Below are 21098 nucleotides of genomic sequence, written 5' to 3'. Positions count from 1 at the left end.
TTTAATAGGATAAATTTGAATCAGTATGATTATTATTAAATTTTTGTTGTTGCATTATAGGCATCTGGTTTTTTAGTTGCTGCGGAAAGTTCTTATTTATTTTACTTTTAGCATGATCAAGTAAATCACTAAATAGCTCCTCTAAATCAAATTTAGAAAAATCTATTCTTTGCAGCTCTTCTACTGTAAACCCACGACAATTAGCCTGCTGCCCTGTGCCAAAACTAATAGCTAATTGTTTTTTTCCTTGCTCTTGAAAAACTCTTGCAAGTTTTGAATTAAAACAACAATAAGTAGATTTTTTAGTAATACATGTCTTAAATATTTTATCTTTCTTAGCACAATATGTCCCAACATAGTTACACTGACCTTTTGCCCTTTTTAAGGCTAAGGCTTTTTCTTCTGCATTACACCGGCTCAGCCCTAAATCCTTACCCCAACCTTTGAATCCAGAGCAACAATTAAGAAAATTGCCAATATTTGTTTTGCGGCAACTGTTGGCATGACCTTTAAATACTGAAATCGGATTTGTCTGCATATCTTTTTTCATTTCATTTAACATTGCAAGATACCCAACACTCCCCATATCAGTATTTGGCACAATAGTTGCAGTATGACGATTCCCTCCTAAACAAAACATTTGTGATCCTGCTATAGAGGAGCTAAGCTCTTTTTTCTCATTAGAGCATATGTAATCTTTGTGCCATTGCAAACAGATACTAGCAGCTTGCCTAATGCAATTGCTCCTTGCAAGTTCACAACCTTGCTTCTTTAAATGATCACACCCATATTTTGGCTCACTACTACATTGATATTTAATTTGCTCGCTCCAGCATGGACGATTAACATTATATTGATTAAAAAACAACTTATTACCAGCTTCAAGACATATGCGATTTATTTCATGGCATTCATTTTCCTCAACTAAAGCTTCTGAAAGCTCATTTACTATTTGGAAGTACTCACCTTTTTCTCTAAATACTTTAATCTTATCACGATATTTATAAGTAAAAACATATCTATCCCATTTTACTATATCACCATCCCAGGCTTCAGTTAATGCTCCTTCTCCTTGAGGAGAAATGCCGATATATGTATCAATATGATCAAGAGAAATATTTAACTTACCGGCAATTGCTGCTCTCACTTCTTCCATTATGATCTGATTATTATGCATATGCATGCTGTATATTGTTTTACGCTTACCTAAACGTCTTTTCTTCTTCCAAAAGACAGGATAAAGCCAGTGACGATAACTGTTACTTATCTCAAGACCTGAAAATGCTATTGCTTTATCTTGCCAATCACCCCATTTATCTATTAATTCAGCATCTAGTATAAGATTCCTGATAACATCTATTTCAAATTCTACCCCTTCACAGCAACTCTTATTAATTTTGGTTTTAATTACTTTTTCACTAACATTAAGTGCAGTCCCTTCTGTATGCCTTAATGGCTCTGCCTCAATCTTAGCTGAATTACTAATTACGGGATTGTTAGGATTAAGGTCATATTCTTGCATTGCATTTATTTTCTTCAGCTCACTTTGTTGCAGTAATTGCCCTTGTGCAGAGTTATTTAACATAACACTACCTTGATTTGTTAAGTCTTGATCATTCATTTTACTTAAATTTGATATATTTACCTCTTTATCAAATATTATCTTATTGCCTATTTGATCAGGATTACCAAGCTTAATACTGTGTTCATACTGTCTGGCACTATTATAACTATCCTCCATAGTAGCAGAGTAAGAACTGATCGCATTCATCACTAAAGTAACTAACATAATAATATTAATACTTTGTCTCACATTTGTTCCTCTTGCATTATCTGCAATGCATCATTTAATCCTATATGACCTGCTAGTTTTTTAACTTTGCCTTGGTTATTATCTATCACTACTATCGGTACAGAAGTAATTTGATATTTCTCAAATAGATTTGGATCAATATCAAAGCTAATACCAATTTCATTAGCTTTTGCTTTAGTTTCTAAAAAAGAATTATTTTTTAGACCTCGCATTACAAGTCTTGCTCCTTCTTGTTCTGCTTCAATATAATAACTCTTTAATGCTGAATCAGGCATTGAAAATGAAACAAAAATATAGATATTATTATATGTGTTAGGCTCTAATTTAGGTTGTAGTATATTATGTAATAATACTTCTGGTTGTGCCAAAGAACTTGTTCCACCTAATATTAGTAAACAAGTTAAAATTATTGCCTTTAAGTTAAATTGCATATCTCTATATTTGTAAATTTAGCTTCTACATCATCATTATAAAATCAAAAGAGACAGCAACTGCGTTTACGCCAAATCAAATAACCAAAATCCTCACCTTTAACTGGGAATTCGCGTGCACCCTGCCAGGTAGTTTCAGTCTCACCAATCTTTTTACAAGAATGAATTTCCGTTATAGGATAAGTCATCTGCAGTCTATATTGGCACTTTTTGATTATTGGCATTGGATATTTACCACATAATCCTTCTCTTCCCATATAGCCCCAGAGTAATAATTCTCTATGTAACTTAGCCATAAATTTAGCTACTATTAATGCAGAAGTTCCAACTCCGCCATTATAAGAGCTAGTTGTACCGGTAAAGGGATAAAGAGAACCTTGACAGCCTGAACACCAAAACATCCCATCATTAGAAAGACTACCAGAACTAGAGCTCATGCAATCAGCTATACATGCACTTTGAGCTGCAATATTGCCAAATAATAAACTCTCAGGATTTAATATTGCAGATTTAGCATCATCTCCCCATAACAGATCAAATTCAGTTAAATATGCTACGTCAACTTGTGACATCTCTAAACAAGCAAAATCAAGTAATATCTCAAGCCAGTAAATAACCGGATATATATACCAATGTACATGATAAAAGCTACTTCCCTCTATATCATCCTTAACTCCTTTTTGCATGCTAGTACCAAGGTTAATACCACCAAGGCTTACCATACACATAGGAGATTTCGTTACATCAACAAGTCTTACCGGTTCCCAGAATCCAATTGGAATACCAGGAATTGGCATAGGAATGCCGGCTTTAGGGCAAAAACAAATTATTTGCCTTGGGTTATTAGTATCAGCCATAGGGCTTGGCACTACTTTTACTCCTCCGATAGTAATTGGAAATAAACATTTCCAGCAAATATCAGTTATTGGATTTACAAATCTTCCTACGCAGCCAATCGATGCATAACTATAATTACCAAGCAAAATAATTATAATAAACATTATTAACTTCATTATTACTTGTATATTTCAGAAGTTATTAAATCTGTATTTGCTTGACAACCTACCTTTGCTTGCTCTGCTATCATATTATTTTTCTCACCTGCGATTAGATATACTACTTCTCCACTAGATTTTACTATTGCATGCACCTTACCTTGTAATACATGATCTATTATCTTTTCTAAATTTTGCTTTGCTTCTGATAATTGCCACTTCTTCATAGATTACCTCCGGATTTTATCAGTTTTTATTCACACCTTAATTTTTACTTAAATACTATAACATTTTAATTAATCTTGATTTCGCTAATTTTAAGTAATTTACCTTCCTGCCGGGCAATAGCCGGTACTGCTTTTATTTTAAAACGAGTAGTAAGCACGCCACCTTGATCAAAAAACACTGGCTTATTTAACTTTTGTGCTAGCTTAATAGGATTGCCACTCGTGAGTACTAATTTTCCTATTTTTGATTTAGCCCACTTAACTTGCTGCTCATCATCACCATCAATAAATATTAAAGCTTCTCCCCAGCTTATTTTCTCCAAAGGATTTACATTTGTGCCAACTTTTACTATGATGTTTCCTGCTTGATCTTTTACATCTGTCTTTTGTATAAAGCTCGGATCATAGTGCCAATTTCGGTTTATGCTTGCTTTTGCTAGAGCCAATACCGGAGTTGGTCTTGATATTTTTTGCTGTACCTTATTTTTAAATTCTTCCTGCATTTTCTCTAAAACGCCATTTTGTTTTGCTATTTGAAGTTTAGCCATAATGACTTCTAGTAATGACTCTCCAATAATTGGAAATACATGACCTTGGACTTCATAATCTCTAATTTCTATTTTAGAATTATTATCTATGCTTATAGCCAAATTATTATTGTGTGCATTTACATAACTTACCTTCAACATAATAACAAATAAAACAAAGGAACTTATAATAATAATTTTTAGATCTAAATACCCTGTCATATTTTGCCACGTTTTTAAGCTGTTAGCAACGGAAGTAAAATGATACAGAACAACGGATAAAAATTGATACAGTATTATCATTCAAAATTTATGCTATGTTGCTCCAAGATGATTTTAACCCCTATAAAAGTATATTTTGATAAGGAATAACTGTAATAATATCTCAATATTAAGCAATTAATTATTCAACATAGCATAGTGTGTGCTGTATTAATTTTCAACCATTGTAATATTAGAAATCTGTATCATTTTTCAGCCGGTATTGACAAAAAAAACTCTCTCATCCAGTATATTATTGATGGCATCTGTAACGCTCATTCCTGCGATCATTCTATCTTCTATGGCTTGGTAATCCCTAGCATTAGTAGATGTTAGCATCAGAGTAAATGGGTCTAACATTAACCTTGCTACAACTCCGTTAACACTTGGTCCATAAATCGCTGCTTCACTATAATGCGGCGGGTTTGAATGAATTGATTGTAGTAAATTTAGCTTCCAGTCCTCATCGACAAAACCTGCAAGCTTAGGGCTTGCTCTCATTGCTTTAAAGCTCTCAGGATTTTGCTTTAAAATAACTTTATGTGATGAGTTCTCAAAAGCTTTTTCAGCTGCTGATCCTTCCTCTCTAAAGTAATCAGTTAATTGCTGAGTAGCAAGAGTAATTGAGCCGTTATATTTTCTTGCAATTCTTCCTGCTTCTTCAATAAATTCTCCAGATCTTTTGCCAGATAGTAATTTCCATGCTTCATCAATCATGATTAGAAAAGGACGCTTCCTATCACCTTTAACCATGCTCTGGTTAATATGAACAATCATGATTTGTACAATTACTGCAAGTAGTGCCGGGCTACTACGAAGATGATCAGTTTCAATTACTACTATATCTGCGTTTAAGGATAATTTTGCCTTACCACTAAAAAACTTGCCATATTGTCCATCTCTGGTGAACGGAAATAACATATTACCAAGTTCCTGTGCGTAAGATTCTTCTCTTTTAAGCAACCAATCTGCTATGTCAGTTATCTCAACTTTATTGCCTTTTTCTTGCCACACAGCTATTAACGCCTTTTGCAGCATTGGTTGTTGCAAATCATTAGTTCCATATTGCGGAGCTGCCATAGTAGCTAGAATCGATGGAAAACTTGCTAAAAAATCTGCCTGTGCTTCAATTGAGCCTTCGCTGCCGTCTGCTGGAATTTCTGAAAATGGATTAATAGAAATAGGATTTTTTACATCAAATTCAATATAATTACCGCCCAGTAGCAAACAGGTTCTTTTAAATGATCTACCATAATCAAGAACAAACACTTTGCCGCCAGTGCCTAAGACCGATAGCATTAGTTCTTGCATAAACACTGACTTACCAGAGCCTGGCACTCCTGCTATACAAAGATTAAAATTTTCATTTGGAGTTGCAGCTGTGCTATATAAATTTGAGCCAATTAATGCTGAGCCAAAGGGAGACCAATACATTATCTGTCCTCTTCTACCAGTAAGCAGCATTCCAGGAGAGCTTAAATCCCCTTTCCATTCACCAATAATAGGAAGTAACACCTTACTTTCTGAAGCAATAGTTTTTATGCCTCTACCAAGATTTGATAATGCTATGCCAACTCCCCGAGTCTTTTTATTAAATATGTTATTGAATCTATTAAATTTACCCACTAAAGAATTAGGTGCTGCTTCAACTAACTGCATCGGTAAACTAGCAAGTACCACCGCTAAATGATCATATTTACAAGGGACAAAATACCAACCACTTCGACGAAGCTGTGAGCAAAACTGTGATGCTGCCCCTTTGGCTTTGTTCTTCTTATCCCACATAATGACATTTAAGTGGATATTTACTACTCTATCGCCACTTTGCAAGCACGCTACTGCTCCTGCTAAATCTTGTGCTTCACTAGCTAAGTTAGGAAAGAATTTACCCATCCCAGCATTAATATTTCTCTCTAAAGCTTCTCTTTTAGTAATTGCTGCTGTTTTTGCTATCACTTGATTAGGCACTATTTGCAAACCAAAATGAATCAGAAAATTTGATCTAATATATTCATCTCGTCTTAGCTCATTACCTAAAAACAAATCCATGGCTGATAAAAGCCACTCTGCCGGTCTTTTTCCTGCCTCTAAGCTTATAAATATTTGATTATCATTAAGACTTACATAATCTTCCTTTTCATATAAAGAAAAATTACCAGGTAAAATCTGCTCAGATAATATTTCATAAGGATTAAGTTCAGGATGTTCTTCTTCCCTCCAACCAAATATTAAACGGACAAATTTTAATAGCAATGTTGCCTCAACATTGTAAGTAGCAAGCCCAATTGATTTAAATGTATCTTGCAATACTTCTCTTCTTCGTATCATCTCATTAATATGTCCCTTTTCTATGTAATTGCCAGTTATCTAGATATTCTCTTATATGATCAGAGCCAATCATCAATATTTGAAAACTACTTCCTGCCGGTAAATTCTCATCACTTTTTAAAAATTCAGCTATCTCTCCTTGAGCTTGCAAGCTTGTCCCAACCAGTAGCCAGCCAAGCAGGACAAATCCTACTGAAGCTCTATTAAAAAACAAGCTACTCTCCTCATCATATGATTCATAAACAAAATGTTTAGCTAGTCTTTCCCGAGCAAAATCTTTATCAATTCCTGATATCATTATTATACCTTCCAAAGCATCTAGTAGAGCATATCGATTTAAAATTAGGCTTGTCATTATTATTATTTGGATTAAACATATTCTGATCAGCCATTTTATTTACTTCATATAAAGCTTTACATTTTAGTCCTTGGGGCAGCGGGCAATCAAAATCGCTTCTATATGGCATCAACTTACAATTAGCAACGCTAAAGCTTAACATCGATAACAAAAGCAGATTAATTATTTTATTATTCATTAAAAATTACCCGGATGTTGTTGTTCTGACTGCAAATCAATATCCGTCATCTCATAATCATCATTATCCCGAGTAAAATAGTAAAACTTGTCACTTTATTCCCGGCATAATTTTGATAATTACTATAATTTGCTTCCTTTTGCGAATAATCAGTAGTAGTTGGTGGTAGTACTCTATCTACTTTAGCAGCTTCTTTATTCTCTCTTAAATTAAAACCTTTTCTAAATACAACATCTATTACTCTACCTGAAGTGACAACAATTACCGGACTCATACTTTCTGCTCGTTTAATTGCAAAATCAGCAAGCTTTTCTAAAGCATTACCGGTACCGGAATAAACACCGGCTTTAAGAGAGTCAGCAGCTTTTAAGGCATTTTGCTGACCGGTAATCGGTGACACCGGAAATATGCCATTGCTTGCCTGGTTCTGAAAAAATTGTGCTATCCCGCCAAGTACGCCGTTAAGCACCGCCATCCTTGCTACATCTGATGATCTATCAACAACTATCCCTTTAATTCCAGGTCTACCATCTTCTCCTATTAACCATCCTTCTACCGGTTTTTCAATGATCTCTCCATTACTATTTAGTAAAGATACCGTCTCTAACCGGCATTTAGCCCGCTCCGATGATATATCCCCGCTGCAAGAACCAATTAAAATTGCTTCTTTGATTTGCTCCGTTTTATAGCCTTTAGAAAAAATAGCTGTATCAACAAGCCTTATCATTATGGGCTCAGGCGAAGCTGCATTATTAGTGCCAGTTCCAACCACCACACCAGTAAGCAGCACCCCCCGTGCAAAGCTACCAGTAGTAATATAATCTTTAAAATCTTTTTTGAGTTCCACATCAGCTCTTTTTACGTAACCAAGTAATCTTTTTACTGGAGCAGTAGGAGCAGCAGCAATGCTTTGCTCAAAGTTATTATCTAATAAATCTTCTATCTTTTGATCATTATTAAAATCATTGCCATCATATAATATAGTTTCTTTAAGAGGCTTCTCTAATGATTCTAACTTTTGACTAAAATCATCAATTTTAGTTTTAGTTTCTAAATATTTATTCTCTATTAGCTTTTCCAAATGATTCTGCATGTTTTTGACTTCATTTAATATTTCTGCAGTCCATTTAGCCCTTGGATCTATTGCCTGCTCTATCCCTGATATTTCCCTTGATTGTCTATCTTCTTGTAAACCTCGGGAAGTTTTGACCTCATTTTCGGCAAATTCATAAAATACCAAAACCATTATCACGCCTATGCAAGCTAAAGTTACTAATGGTCTGTTTTTAATTATCTCTATGAGTTCTGATAATCTTTTACTAAATGTAGATGGTAATTTATGATCCTCTACTGTACTTTGTAATTCTTCCTGCTTATTGAACTCTTGATCCATTGCTTTTAATCAATATCCTAATTATCTAACTGATTTTCATACCACTAGAGACCCACTCTAAATAAAACCCTAAAATAATACCAATAGCAACGATTGCTCCAGCAAGCCTTAAATTACCCCTGACCACTGCCCAGATTGATGACAAAATCGTTGCTCCTGATATCCCGATAGTTTTCAGTTTACCGGTAGAGAGTCCACCAATGCGGTCTAACTGTCCTTCTAATGTTTCTCCTAAAGCTACTTCAGATAGTATCACATTTACACAAAAAATTAATAATACCGGCAATAAAGGATATATTATTCTTAAACACTGTTTTTTATTTTCTTTTTCTATTACATCTTTGTTTTTTACATTCATGATGCTTCTCTTCTTTGTTATTAGTTAACTTTATTACTTCTTGTTCTAAACCAAACTTAATAAGTCTAATTGGTGTTGGTTTGATTTTAGTAAAATTCAACATTAAATCTTGGACCGTACCATTTTCTCCAATTAGAGTGAGATACAGTTTACTGCTATCTTGCTGTGGCAAAATAAATAAACAACCTGAATTATGCACTGCTACTTCTGCGGCGATTTGAGGATGAATAAAAATATCATTGATCTTTTCTCCTTCTATGTTAATTCTAGTTGGAGCATCTTTAGCTATTTGCAGCTCTAACAAAGAATCAGCATGTAACATATAGCTTATCCCATAAGCATTACTACTAAAGCTTGCAAGCATTATTCCAATAAACACTACTAAGATTTGTAACTCTGACTTCAAACTTTTCATTACTTATTTACCTCTTCTTCTTTAATTCCTGTAAGTAATAATAAATGATTTGCTCCTCGCTTATAGGTTAACAAATAAGTTTTATCAGTTGCTATATGCTTATTCTCAGAAAACCAATAACGAAATGTTCCATTAATTAATACTCCATCCTCAATGACTTTTACCTTTTTAGGAAAAAATACTGAGCAAATTCCAGAGCCCTTAACAAAATCTAAATGTTCCTTAAAAAATTTATCCAGCTGCTCTGTATTACTAGACACCACCTTCATATCTGCTATTTGCCTCTCTACTTCCTCAGGCGAAGTAGTAAATAATTCCTTCATTACAAACACTGCCCATTCTTTAAGATAAGTCTCATGATAGCTTTTGGATGATACTATCATCCGACGATCTGGCTCTATTGCTGGAATTAATAACCATTTTTCTTCCGTGCTAATTGTTTTAATCATCCCAAGAAGACTCGTAACTGCAAGCAGCAATGTAATAAGCAATAATCTCTTATTATATTTAACTAGCTGCTGAACCCCGCTTTGCTTAAATAAATGATCCATTACTTACCTACCTTTTTACCAAGTAAATTAGGATAAGAAGTAGGAGCATATAGCCATTTCTTAGCGACTAAATAACTCTTAAGTACAAAATATTCCGATAATTTTTTAAACTTCTTAAATGCATAACAAAGTACAACTCCAGCTATAATGCATATCATCCCAAGCTTAGCATGTCCGCTATTCAGTAACACTATCCCAGGTACTATACCAAGTAAGATAACTAACCACTCATCTAAGCTTAAGGCCATATATTTTAGGGGAGTAGAGAGTGACCAATATAATCTTTGATTAGCACAATTATTATTCATATTAATTAAGTGATATTTCCATTAATAGATAAGTTTTGCTAGTCATGACATTAACATCCTAATTTTTACATTGCCAGTGGAGTTTTAAGCCATAATAAAAAAAACTGTAATTCATATAAAACTGTGGATATCTGGAGATAGAATCTATAGCTCTATCCATGAATTTGTTGATAACTAGCAGTAATTTTGCTAATATTAACGAAATAAATTATTGGTGAGTTGTGTATGTTTAGAAATGATGTAGAGTTAAAACTAGAATGTTTAAAACTTGCTATCCAGTCTTGCTGTAGTTATGATGCTGTGGATATTGCAAAACAATATTATCGTTTCCTTATAGAAAATAATGAAAATGTACCAATTCAATTTTCTATCAATAAAGTAAGTTTAAATTAGGTTTATTATTAATTTTACTTAAAAGATTCTGATCCTAACAAATCTATAATTTCCTGTACACCATCAATTTCTTGATGACTTTGATAATAAGCAATTATTTCTTCTTTTTTATTCGGTTCAAGCTGTTCATTATATAAAGGCATACTATATTTATCTAACATCTTGTAAATATATGGATGTAAAATTTCCTGGTTTTCATCTACATAATATAATACCCTATGTAATAATAGATTTTGAACAATATCATACAGTTTCATATCTTCAAATTGCTTTACAAGATTTACATAGTTATAATTGTCAAATAATTCTACTAAATCCGGTAATTTACTATCAATAAATGTATTAAATTTGTTCGGCATTATTGCTATAAACTCATTAATCTTGTTCATTATATTAAAATCATAATCATTACCATGATCCTTTTTACACATCATATCGAAAATATGTACCTTAGAATTTGGATTATCATTTAAAATTCTAACCAAAAAAGCATATTGATCAATATCAACATGAGGGTATGTATTCTTTCTAGGTACAATAAATTCAAACTCATTACTCATAGGATCTAGTGATACTAATTCTTTAAATACATTACGTATTTCATATGCAATAGAAGTAGTATTTCTTGGTATGCTATAAGGCCATAGTTTGGTTCCTTCTTCTAATCCTGTCTCTATATTATTGCAATGTAAATTAACCCAAGATATATTGGTATTATCAACAACATCAATAAGATATTGATATCCTGCATATTCAATCATATTGCCATGAAGATGAATACCAGTGACTTGGCTATATGGCAAACCATCTGCTAGATATCTAGCACCATCAGCTCCTATACTATTATTGCACAAATCTATAAAAAGAATTTTAGAATTTTGTAAGATTTCAGCTAAATATCTAGCTCCTTCAGCTTCTATATCATCCCAAGCAAGATCAATATACATAATGTCACTATTTTTAAGTGCTGGTGCTAAATATTTCATACCTTCATCTCCTATGTAATTTAGACGAAGATCAAGATCTAAAACTTTAACCTCTTTTAAAAATTCAGCTAAATACTTAACACCTGTAGTTCTTATTTTTTCTGCATGTACATTTAACTTGGCAATTTGACTATCTTTAAATGCTTGAACTAAATATTGAATACCATTAAGTTGCATAATATGATTGTAAGACATTTTAAGCTCACTAATTTTAGTATCTTTGAAAGCTTGAGCCAGATATTGAGCATCATCGGCTTCTAAGTTTTGACTATCAAGTGTAAGCTCAGCAATTGCAATATTTTGAAAGGTTTTATTTAGATATTGAGCACCCTTAATGCCTATTTTATTATTATGGATAGTAATATGAATATTCTTAATATCACAATATGATCTTTGAGATATATACTTATTAACATCACCATCTTCTGTGTAATGGATATCAAGATAAAGAGACCTCATTTTAGTATTACTCAGCATCTTATTTAAGTATTGTGCTGCATCGCTTCCAATTTTATTTTCACTCAAATCAAGTTCAGTAATTTGTATTTCTTTTAGAGATTCAGTAAGATATTTTACACCTTCATCCATTATATTATTATTTTTAAGATTAAGTGTGGTAATTTGAGTGTCTCTCAAAATTTGAGTTAAATACTTAAGACCATTACATCCTATGTTATTATTACTAAGATCAAGTCTAGTAATTTGAGTACCTTTTAGAGCTTGAGCTAGAGATTTAACATCGCCTTCTCCTATATTACTAAGAGATAAACTGTGATTATCTTTTAAGTTATCAATCATTGTTTTATATGGCATATATGTACCCTCCTAGCTATATAAGTTTTACTATATTTATTACTGTTGAACTGTAGAGATCATTTCATTAATGGCTTTTTGCATATATTCTCGAGCAGTATCAGTGGCAAGTCTAGTATAAACTGCCGTTGATCTTGGATCTCTATGATTTAGAAGCTGTCCTATTACATATTGATTTGCTCCGGTCATTGCCATCCAGCTTGGTATTGTTCTTCTTAAATCATGGATTCTTAAATTTTCTATTCCTGCCTTTTTACAAATCCTCTTCCATGCTTTCTTTGGTTCTTGCAAATGACCACTACTGCTTGTCTCACTTGGAAATACCCAAATGCTATCAGATTGCTCTTTCCTGGCTTTTAATATTTCTACTGCCTGATCTAATAAAGGTAAACGGTGAGGATCACCATTCTTAGTATCTGGAAGATATAACTGTTTATCAGCAAAACTAATCTGTTCCCAACGCATAGTAAGTACATTATCCTTACGAACTGATGTATACAAAGCTATTAAGAAAAAGTCCTTCATTACCTGGTTTTGCTCTTCTGATATTGCTGTAAAAAATCGTGGTATTTCTTCCCTAGTTAAATATCGATCTCTAGATTGTTCCTTGTGCTTCTTTATGCCAATAACTGGATTTACTGTTAATAATTCCCATTCTATTGCTTTACTAAATACAGGACTTAAAACTTCAAGAAATCTATTAGCTCCATATTTACCAGTTTTCGTCAATTTATTAAATAATTCTTGAATATCTGCTTTTTGAATGGTTGATATTTTTCTATTATATAAATGTTTTGCATATCTATCTACAGAAGCAGCATAATCTTTCCATCTTTTATTATTAATTTTACTGTATTCATCAAGGTATCTATCATAAAACTCTTTAAAGGTAGGCTCTTTAGATAATCTAGCTTTTTCTTCTATAGGATTATATCCTTGAGCAATTTTCCCTTTTAACTCAGATGCTTTGAGTCTTGCATCAATAATAGATAGATAGGGAAATACTCCTATTTTGATTCTATGATACTTTTTACTAAGTACCACTCCTAAATAAAATATTTTACTACTACCGTATGAGACGATTAGCAATAATCCTTTTTCTTTGGTATCTTTATATATATCTCGCTTTGCTTCTGGAGCTTTTATTTCTTGAAGCATTTCTTTAGTAAAAAGTAATGATTTAACTGGCATAATATTACCTACCATAGCTTAACCGAAATATATATTTAAAACTGTAGTATGTTTTAATTGTAATAGCAAATTCTATATCAAATATAATTACAATGAACTTGATTATTACTTTTACAATATAAACAACTAATAATTGTAATTATTGATTCATAAATTCAAAAGGTCCAAGTAAATTGCAAGGTAAAAATTGATCATAAAATTTGACTCGCTATATGCTCATTATATCCATATCCTATTTTAAAATTTCTAATATTTTTTAAAGATTGACAAATTATTGCAACTCTACTAAAGTTAAAGCATAGTATTGGTAGTAAGAAAAAACCCTTAACATATAAAGAGTTGTGAGGTATAAATTGGTTTATAAGAAAAAGGCAAAAAGTAAGGTAAAACGAACCGTTACATTGACATCGTAAAGGTCGGGGGTTCGATTCCCTCATCACCCACCAGCATCCAATCAAGCCTTTCATAATTTACTACTTTTAGCTCCCTGCCCCGTATGCTGCTTATATGCTCATCACGTTTTAAAAATTAGTACTATAACTGCCTTGAAATACCTCTTACTGATGTTTAAGTTGAGGGCTTATGTACACTATATGCTGCTCGGATTTTACTAATGATTGTGTAACACATGATCATGGTGATCAAAATTCAATCATCTTCTATAATTTTGTTGGTAATTTTATCCTTCTTGAGTAATCTATCCTCTAGTAACTGGTAAGATAAAACAAAACTCTCAAGTACTTGCTGAGGCTTATAAAATTGCCACCAATTATGGGCAAAATATTATAGGTTGCATCAGAACCATGTGTAATGCTGAAGTAAATGGCATTAATCAAAGATTTACAAATAGAAAATGGTGAATTTTCAATGATAACTTTAGTAAGTAACGATTAGTTTGTTACTAAAACAGATAGCGGGAAGGAGTAATAGAAGATATTGATAATAGATTACACAGTAATGATAATTACTATCGCTTAAGAGTAAAGTCAGAGCCACCTGCTAAAGTATCAGGAATCCTAAGAAGCACTAGCACAAATTTTGTCACAAACCATAAAAGTCAAGAAGAGTGTTTTCGCTCTTCTTACAACCTCAAAAGTTGTAATCAACAAGATATAACAATAAGTGTTAGGTTACAAGAGGAGGTTATGGCAAAAAATAAAATAGATTATTAATTCTATTAAGAAACAAGAAGCACTGGAATTGAAGCAAAGATTATCATTTAAAGCAGAAGCTATAGGAAGAAATTTGCTAGGCAGTTCAAATAAGCATTTATCAAATAGTCAAGTACTACGCTGGAAAAAAGATGGTAAGATAGCGATGAAGATAGATGGCAGTAAAGCTGGTATATAGTACGATTTTAATAAAGGGAAGACTTATTTACCTTATTACAAAGAGAAAAAATTTTTGATTTTGTAGAAGCTAAGAAATATTTACAAGTAAAAATCAACAAATTAAAATTCAAACAGAGCAATATGATAAAATAGTAAAAATTAGGAGAGCTGAAGTATTATATGAAAAATCAAACTTGTAAATTCTATGTCAAATAATGAACAAGATACCAACTCTAAGCTGGAATCTTAGAACCAATATAATGTAGGACACTAATATTCTATGGTAAGTACTCGTCAAACAGATCTTGTAACCAGTGTCCTGATAGATCGACTTTAGAAATATCGGGTTGAGAAGAGATAATTCCAGAACTATCACGAGTTTGAAATTGTAAATCTTCAATAGACCGTTTTGGTGATATACCATCTGCTTTTTGGTATTCAATCGCATTTTTCCATTTTTCTGATATTAATGCGGCGAACTCAGAATGTATTGTAGCAATATCTTGTTTGCACTTAAAGCCGACACCTTCGACTTTTATAATATATCCATTGTCGCTTAATTTATGCTCTTGTAATGCTTTATTTACTTCTCGTTGGGTGACAATAGTTTGACGCTCAATATATGGATTGTTTGTTTCAAATAGGATGACAAATTCTTTCTTACCCTCATACGCACCGTTAATAATACACTCCACTAATTTTTTTGCAGCGTCACGAGCTGTACTAGTAGTATTAGGCCTCTGGTGTTGCTCTGTTAACGTGTTAATTACAGTAATAGTCTTACTATTATTTAAGTGATAAGTAGTAAGTAAATCTTGGGACATTAAACTTTCTGTTAGTTTACGATTTTCTCCTTCTAAATAATTAGGATATACTCTAGCAGGAAAATATCCTGGAGGACATTCCTCTTTTGTCTTGTATTGAATAAATGGTGATGATTTATTCAATCTGATATTATACCGTGCAGCTAAACCTTCTATGTATTCTTTACCTTCTGCTACACGAGCTTGATCCTCTCCTACTGGTAGAGAAATATCCAGTTTATCTAAGTCAGTTTTTGTTTTATAAGCTTCAATCAACTTGTCACGTACCATAGGTGTAATGCCATCAATATTAGCCCATAATTCCCGCTCTCCTGCTAATATTGATGTTTCATCACTTACTTTAATATTATATGTTGATAGTGTATTATAGTAATCTATGATACGAGCCATTACACCTATTCGAGATGCCCCAGCTATCCAAGCACTGTCATAGTATTGATGTTCTGGAATCTCACGATCAATAAGACGTAGCACTTTTGCATTTGTTAAATATTCTTTCTCATATTTATTCATCCAGTCTTGGGAAGATAGTTCATTACGTTCCTGGCCAGGTTTGCGACCAAAAGCACTTTGAGAAATATAAAAAAGTAAATCCATGACATCTTGTTCATCTAATTCTGTTCCTTTTCCTAGGTTTTTGCGTAGTATCTTAGCATTAAATTTGTTAGGATCACTTTGATCTGCTTTGGATTTCCTTATGGTAGGATATATTTGTTTAAAAGTTGTTATAGGATTCTTTATCCCTAGACGATTAATACTTTCCCATAACTTTTCCGGTTGGAAATAACCTGCAATTTGGAGTTGCCTTAGTAAAGCCTCTTGGTGCTCTGCTGCACTTATATTTTGATCTGCTTTTTTATAACCTGTAAAACCTAATCTACTTGCAGCTAATTCAAAACTAGATTGTGTTGTAGACTCACCATCCCAGAATATATAACGTATAATAATAATTTATCTGGTAAAAGACAATAATACTATACCTTACAACTTTTCTCTAAATATAAATCTCAATTTGCGTAATATTTTAGAATATAAATTAGTACCTTTAGCAGTAGTACAGATTCCGGCAAGTAATCTATTATTCGAACATAATAGTGTTTTTATTAACATCACTTACAAATCAATATTAGCTGAATGTGCTTTTCCGGCAACTATAACTTATACAAAGAGACATGAAGATTCCAATATCAGATCAATATTTAAGCCACCCTCACCAAAAACAGATATAATTAACACAACATACAATACATTATTGGCTACCATAAACAATAAAGTTGTTTTGGAACAATATGGTCAAAAGGAATTTTTATCAACTACTATAAACACAAACATTACTCAAATGCTTCCTATAATAACCTTATTAGTAGATCCATCAGAGCTGAATAAGAGAATAAAAGATATAGGATTATTTGGAAAATTTAGGTAAAAAGTATTAAAAATAATTAATAAGCATTAATGAAAAAGATAGAAGGTTATCAAACAAATTTTGAGATATGTATTTATGCTAAGAAGTTATTAGATAAAGTAATATATTTAAATAGTGTAGTAAAAGTACCACCAGTGGGTGTATTGGAGGTAAAGAAAGCTATATACTATGCTAAGAAATATCATGGTAGTCAGATGCGTCAATCAGGAGAACCATTTTATTCACATCCGATAGAAGTAGCATATATGATATCAGATTACTTATTTAGAACAGATATACTAGTAACTAGTATATTGCATGATACTATAGAGGATACAGAACTTACCAAAGAGAAAATATTACAGGAATTTGGAGAGAATATAACCAATCAAGTAATGGATTTGACGAGGATTAAGGAAAATGGTATAAAGATTAGTTCTGCTGAAATGGTAGAGATGTTATACAAAGAGAAGAAACATGATGTACTTCTGATAAAGTTATTTGATAGACTGCATAATATACAGACAATAGGTGCTAAATCTCCTGAAAAAGCTAAAAAAATTATAAATGAAACTTTAATAAATTTTATTGTTTTGATGCCTTACCTTGGAATTTCATCATTAGAAAAACACTTTTATCGATTATGTTTCAATGCTACACATCAAAATAGATTAAAGGAAAATACATTGCTCACTAATAATCTTAGAAAGTTTGGGAGTTATTTTAAACACAACACTGAAGCTATAAATATAATTTAGCATACTACTTGATTATTTATAGAATAGATTATTTTGGTAGTAATTGAAATACTTTATGCTTTAGGTTAATTCTATTAAATGTATATATTACATGAATTTCATTGTTATCAGGACTCATAATAATAGCAGGATATGAATATTCTGCAGACAGGATGTTATTATATTCTATATCCCCTTCAGGATAGATAGAATTTCTAATAGTAATAGGGTGCCAATTAAAGCCTTCATCATTGGATAAAGCTAAGCTTAATATATTTCGTGATTTGTGATGATTGATTACTCGATTATATGCGAGTAGTAATGTATCATCACCTAAATTAATGGCATCAATGGCACTATCAGGGTTTAATAAGTTTACTGGTTCTAAATTACTCCAATATATTCCTTTATTTATAGATATTGATCTGTGTATGTAAGTAGACATTAAGGAATCAGTTTTTCTAGGTCTTACTAACATTATGATTTTATTTGGTAAATTACTACTAACTAAAGTTGGCTGTATAAGACCTCTGTAACCTTTTTGAAAAATTTGAGGGTTGGATGGTAATATAGGATTACTTAAATTCCATGTATGTAAATCTGATGAATATTCTATATATGAAAAATCATCAATACAACTTTCTCGAGAACATGGAGATAAAATATTATTTTCATAAATTAGTGGCTTATTACGTGCTGGTCCTAAAATACCATGTAATAGTTCTGGTTTTTGCCATGTTAATCCCTGATCATAAGAACGAGATAATATTCCACTCCATGTTCTTGGATAAGGTCCAATCTTACTAAAAATGAGTAACTGATTATTAAAGAAAGTAATTACTGGATTTCCACAACTGATTATTCCATTATCTTGCTTTAGAGAGATATGATGATCACAGAAATATTGCGGTGAAACGATTCTTTCTGGAGTAGTCCATTGATAATGATTATTACTTTTAAATCCTAAACTGATCCAAATGCTATTATTTTCTTCTGACTTACCTGATTCAGATCGTGTTTTACCAAAAAATGATGTTATTAATTTTTTATCATCAAAAGCAAATATGGTCGCAGCATGAACATCTTTTAGATCTGAATTATTTAAAATAAATTCTTCTATTTTTGTTTCTAAAATAAACATGATATTTTATTTTTTTCTAAATTATTGAAATAATTTAATCCAAGTGTAAATCCTATTATTATTGGAAATAGTATCATTTGTATTCCCCAATGGCCAAAATATTTTGTTAAATATACAAGACCAAAAGATATAATAATATTCATAGAAACAGTCGATAAAGCAAAAATAATACTTGCTGTTCTAAATCGTTTAAAAACTGGAAAATGCTTTAGAAAAATTGGCATAGCTGGATTGGCACTAAGAAAAAATAACATTACAAATGATTGAATTAAAAACAAATGAACAGAAGTAGTAATATTATTTAGTAAATAAGGGCAAATTAGAGCAAAAATAAAAAATATTACTAATTTAACCTTAAGAATTTTTAATGGGTATATAATATAACTTAAATAAGTTAATATTAAGTAAGCACAAAAATTTACTATTGCGACAATGAAATTATGATGAATAACTGCTTCTGCTGTAAAATTAAAAGAATTTTTTAAAATTTCACCACAATAAATATAAGTAAAATAAAAACATATTGGCCAACCACATGATATTAATAATAAAAAGAAGACTGTTTTTAGATTGACACTTTCATTGTAAATAAGATTATCTTTTAATGGATTATCTGTAGTTTTTTGTATTAAAGTAATATTTTTCTTAACACGGCGTTTCGCATCAGCAAATTCGGGAGTTTCCCGTAAAGCAGTTCTAGCAACTGCTCCAACAATTGCTATTATAGTTCCAATCAAAAACGCTATACGCCAGTTAAATCCAAATGAGGTAACCAAAGATGCAACAGCTAAGGCTATCATACCTCCTAAGTTAGCAAATACTGATGTCATTAAAACAATAGGATATTGTATAGGAGGTTTTGTGATTTCTAGTAAGTATAGTTGTGCTCCAACTATTTCACCCATAGAAGATAGACCTTGAATAATACGACATGTTATCACTATTATAGTAGCAATGAATCCTTTCTCAGCATAAGTTGGGACAAGAGCCATTGCAAGACATGAAGACGACATTAAGAATGTAGTAATAATTATAGTTGCTTTACGACCCATCATATCACCAACTAAGCCAAAAATTATGGCTCCAACAGGTCTCATCACATAAGTAGAACAGAATGCAAAGGCAGAGTAAATAGCTTGAGTATGAGGGTCTGCTTTAGGAAAAAATAACTCATTAAGTAAAACTGTCATGTGAACATAGAGCATCAAATCAAAATATTCTAAAAATGTTCCAATTGATAATAATCCTACAGCTTTCTTTTGTTCTGTTGTTAATGAAGTAAATGTTCCTTCATTATGTTTAATATATTCTATCATTACTTGACTGTTTTAAATACCATATAATGGTATCAGATAATATACAATTTATCTACTCCTTAATTTAAATATTTAAAATTTTATATATGATATTAATATTAAATTATCTTAATTCGTGATTATCAAAAATATTTTTGCCGATTTTAGTCCAGTGATCTTGGATACTCGGATGTTGTATTAATTTTTCTTTTAAAGAAACAAAAGCACCTAGTAAACTGTTAGTGGGTAAATCATCAAGTTTAGCTTTAACAACTAAGCCACCGATTTCAATTAAACGACAAGTACGAGCTTTTCGTTCTTGAATTTTAAGTCTTGCTTCTTCAGTAATAATTTTAGCTTTTTTTTGTTCTAATTTTAATCTACGTTTTATGACATTATCCATATAGATAATTTGCATTTTTGATTGTTATAATCATCATGAATCATCAATAAATTATGGAAGTCAACTGCATAATGATAAGTGCTAAGAAATTCTGCAAATTTTTTCTTGAACAGATCAATGTTGGATACAATTTTTAAGCTTGTAAAGTCCAGTATAGTGGTAAAATAGAAAGCCATTTAAAATCCGTAGTAAACCACTTTCTAATACTAAAACTACCTTTAGGCTTTAAATGTTGCAACACTTCAATATTTTTACTAATAGTTGCTTGAATACCTGAAGAAGTCTCAGGTGCACTACTACTAATTATACCGGCTACTGCACTGTTTTTAAAGATCCTAACAAAATAATCCCAAATTTCATGACAATCATTCCACGGTAGCCATGCTGAAGTATTCTCTTGCAAAGGATTAAGTATCTTATCACATTTTGGATCAAA

The 21098-nt window shown here is 31.7% G+C and carries 18 protein-coding genes and 4 pseudogenes; 4 read left to right on the top strand and 18 right to left on the bottom strand.

All coding sequences use genetic code 11. The features are described from left to right. Nucleotide 1 precedes the first annotated feature (1 nt). The 11 genes and pseudogenes from traN to AAGW17_RS04090 form a co-directional block, all read right to left on the bottom strand. Nucleotides 2-1789, bottom strand: coding sequence for a conjugal transfer protein TraN (gene traN, locus AAGW17_RS04140; protein WP_186788014.1), 1788 nt, complete (start codon nt 1787-1789; stop codon nt 2-4). A gap of 20 nt (nt 1790-1809) precedes the next feature. After that, nucleotides 1810-2244 carry a type-F conjugative transfer system pilin assembly protein TrbC gene (gene trbC, locus AAGW17_RS04135; protein ID WP_008579918.1) on the bottom strand — a complete coding sequence of 145 codons (435 nt, stop codon included), beginning with the start codon at nt 2242-2244 and terminating at the stop codon, nt 1810-1812. A gap of 44 nt (nt 2245-2288) precedes the next feature. Further along, a complete protein-coding gene (gene traU, locus AAGW17_RS04130; protein WP_008579917.1) occupies nt 2289-3257 on the bottom strand; it encodes a conjugal transfer pilus assembly protein TraU in 969 nt (322 codons plus the stop codon). A 2-nt stretch (nt 3258-3259) separates the two neighbouring features. Continuing rightward, the gene (locus AAGW17_RS04125) at nt 3260-3466 is read right to left on the bottom strand and encodes a type II toxin-antitoxin system prevent-host-death family antitoxin (RefSeq protein WP_008579916.1); all 207 of its coding nucleotides are present in this window, start codon (nt 3464-3466) and stop codon (nt 3260-3262) included. 65 nt (nt 3467-3531) lie between these two features. Then, nucleotides 3532-4215, bottom strand: coding sequence for a type-F conjugative transfer system protein TraW (traW, locus tag AAGW17_RS04120; protein ID WP_347939415.1), 684 nt, complete (start codon nt 4213-4215; stop codon nt 3532-3534). Between the two features lie 252 nt (nt 4216-4467). Continuing rightward, a pseudogene (locus AAGW17_RS04115) lies at nt 4468-6880 on the bottom strand (TraC family protein). 237 nt (nt 6881-7117) lie between these two features. Beyond that, nucleotides 7118-8511 (bottom strand): annotated as a pseudogene (locus AAGW17_RS04110) (TraB/VirB10 family protein). A 25-nt stretch (nt 8512-8536) separates the two neighbouring features. Then, entirely contained in the window at nt 8537-8869 is a 333-nt protein-coding gene (locus tag AAGW17_RS04105; protein WP_008579911.1) for a hypothetical protein, read from the bottom strand. After that, on the bottom strand, nt 8829-9284 hold the full coding sequence (locus tag AAGW17_RS04100; protein WP_011477114.1) for a hypothetical protein: 456 nt from the start codon (nt 9282-9284) through the stop codon (nt 8829-8831). The genes AAGW17_RS04105 and AAGW17_RS04100 overlap by 41 nt, the downstream gene beginning before the upstream one ends. Then, nucleotides 9284-9835, bottom strand: a complete 552-nt coding sequence (locus AAGW17_RS04095) for a TraE/TraK family type IV conjugative transfer system protein (protein WP_008579909.1) — start codon at nt 9833-9835, stop codon at nt 9284-9286. The genes AAGW17_RS04100 and AAGW17_RS04095 overlap by 1 nt, the downstream gene beginning before the upstream one ends. Continuing rightward, a complete protein-coding gene (locus tag AAGW17_RS04090; RefSeq protein WP_008579908.1) occupies nt 9835-10143 on the bottom strand; it encodes a hypothetical protein in 309 nt (102 codons plus the stop codon). Before AAGW17_RS04090 ends, AAGW17_RS04095 begins: the two co-directional genes overlap by 1 nt. 225 nt (nt 10144-10368) lie before the next feature. Here AAGW17_RS04090 and AAGW17_RS04085 point away from each other — a divergent pair, with 225 nt between their 5' ends. Continuing rightward, a complete protein-coding gene (locus tag AAGW17_RS04085) occupies nt 10369-10536 on the top strand; it encodes a hypothetical protein (protein ID WP_008579907.1) in 168 nt (55 codons plus the stop codon). Nucleotides 10537-10550: 14 nt separating this feature from the next. Here the strand turns inward: AAGW17_RS04085 and AAGW17_RS04080 are convergent, their stop codons facing one another. Beyond that, a complete protein-coding gene (locus AAGW17_RS04080) occupies nt 10551-12335 on the bottom strand; it encodes a hypothetical protein (RefSeq protein ID WP_008579905.1) in 1785 nt (594 codons plus the stop codon). Between the two features lie 39 nt (nt 12336-12374). Further along, nucleotides 12375-13541: a tyrosine-type recombinase/integrase gene (locus tag AAGW17_RS04075; RefSeq protein WP_347938772.1), complete on the bottom strand. Its 1167-nt coding sequence runs from the start codon at nt 13539-13541 to the stop codon at nt 12375-12377. Nucleotides 13542-14443: 902 nt separating this feature from the next. Between AAGW17_RS04075 and AAGW17_RS04070 the strand changes: the two are divergent. Then, nucleotides 14444-15051, top strand: a pseudogene (locus tag AAGW17_RS04070) (hypothetical protein); the annotation flags it as partial. Nucleotides 15052-15135: 84 nt separating this feature from the next. Here the strand turns inward: AAGW17_RS04070 and AAGW17_RS04065 are convergent. Next, nucleotides 15136-16194 (bottom strand): hypothetical protein, encoded by a 1059-nt coding sequence (locus tag AAGW17_RS04065; RefSeq protein WP_347938771.1) that lies wholly within the window; start codon nt 16192-16194, stop codon nt 15136-15138. Between the two features lie 499 nt (nt 16195-16693). On the opposite strand from AAGW17_RS04065, the gene AAGW17_RS04060 reads away from it, so the two are divergent. Together AAGW17_RS04060 and AAGW17_RS04055 are read left to right on the top strand one after the other, a co-directional pair. Next, the gene (locus AAGW17_RS04060; protein WP_347938770.1) at nt 16694-17107 is read left to right on the top strand and encodes a hypothetical protein; all 414 of its coding nucleotides are present in this window, start codon (nt 16694-16696) and stop codon (nt 17105-17107) included. 29 nt (nt 17108-17136) lie between these two features. Beyond that, nucleotides 17137-17844 (top strand): HD domain-containing protein, encoded by a 708-nt coding sequence (locus AAGW17_RS04055; RefSeq protein WP_347938769.1) that lies wholly within the window; start codon nt 17137-17139, stop codon nt 17842-17844. Between the two features lie 28 nt (nt 17845-17872). Here the strand turns inward: AAGW17_RS04055 and AAGW17_RS04050 are convergent, their stop codons facing one another. The 4 genes and pseudogenes from AAGW17_RS04050 to AAGW17_RS04035 all read right to left on the bottom strand — a co-directional run. After that, nucleotides 17873-18964 carry an exo-alpha-sialidase gene (locus tag AAGW17_RS04050; RefSeq protein ID WP_347938768.1) on the bottom strand — a complete coding sequence of 364 codons (1092 nt, stop codon included), beginning with the start codon at nt 18962-18964 and terminating at the stop codon, nt 17873-17875. Continuing rightward, entirely contained in the window at nt 18952-20280 is a 1329-nt protein-coding gene (locus AAGW17_RS04045) for an MFS transporter (RefSeq protein WP_347938767.1), read from the bottom strand. The genes AAGW17_RS04050 and AAGW17_RS04045 overlap by 13 nt, the downstream gene beginning before the upstream one ends. A 103-nt stretch (nt 20281-20383) precedes the next feature. Then, the gene (locus AAGW17_RS04040) at nt 20384-20677 is read right to left on the bottom strand and encodes a conjugal transfer protein TraD (RefSeq protein ID WP_347938766.1); all 294 of its coding nucleotides are present in this window, start codon (nt 20675-20677) and stop codon (nt 20384-20386) included. 148 nt (nt 20678-20825) lie between these two features. Next, nucleotides 20826-21098 (bottom strand): annotated as a pseudogene (locus AAGW17_RS04035) (type IV secretion system DNA-binding domain-containing protein); the annotation flags it as partial.

It is taken from the genome of Rickettsia sp. Oklahoma-10 (assembly GCF_039954865.1).
GTDB lineage: Bacteria > Pseudomonadota > Alphaproteobacteria > Rickettsiales > Rickettsiaceae > Rickettsia > Rickettsia oklahomensis.
This window is presented reverse-complemented; position numbering and strand designations above follow the sequence as displayed.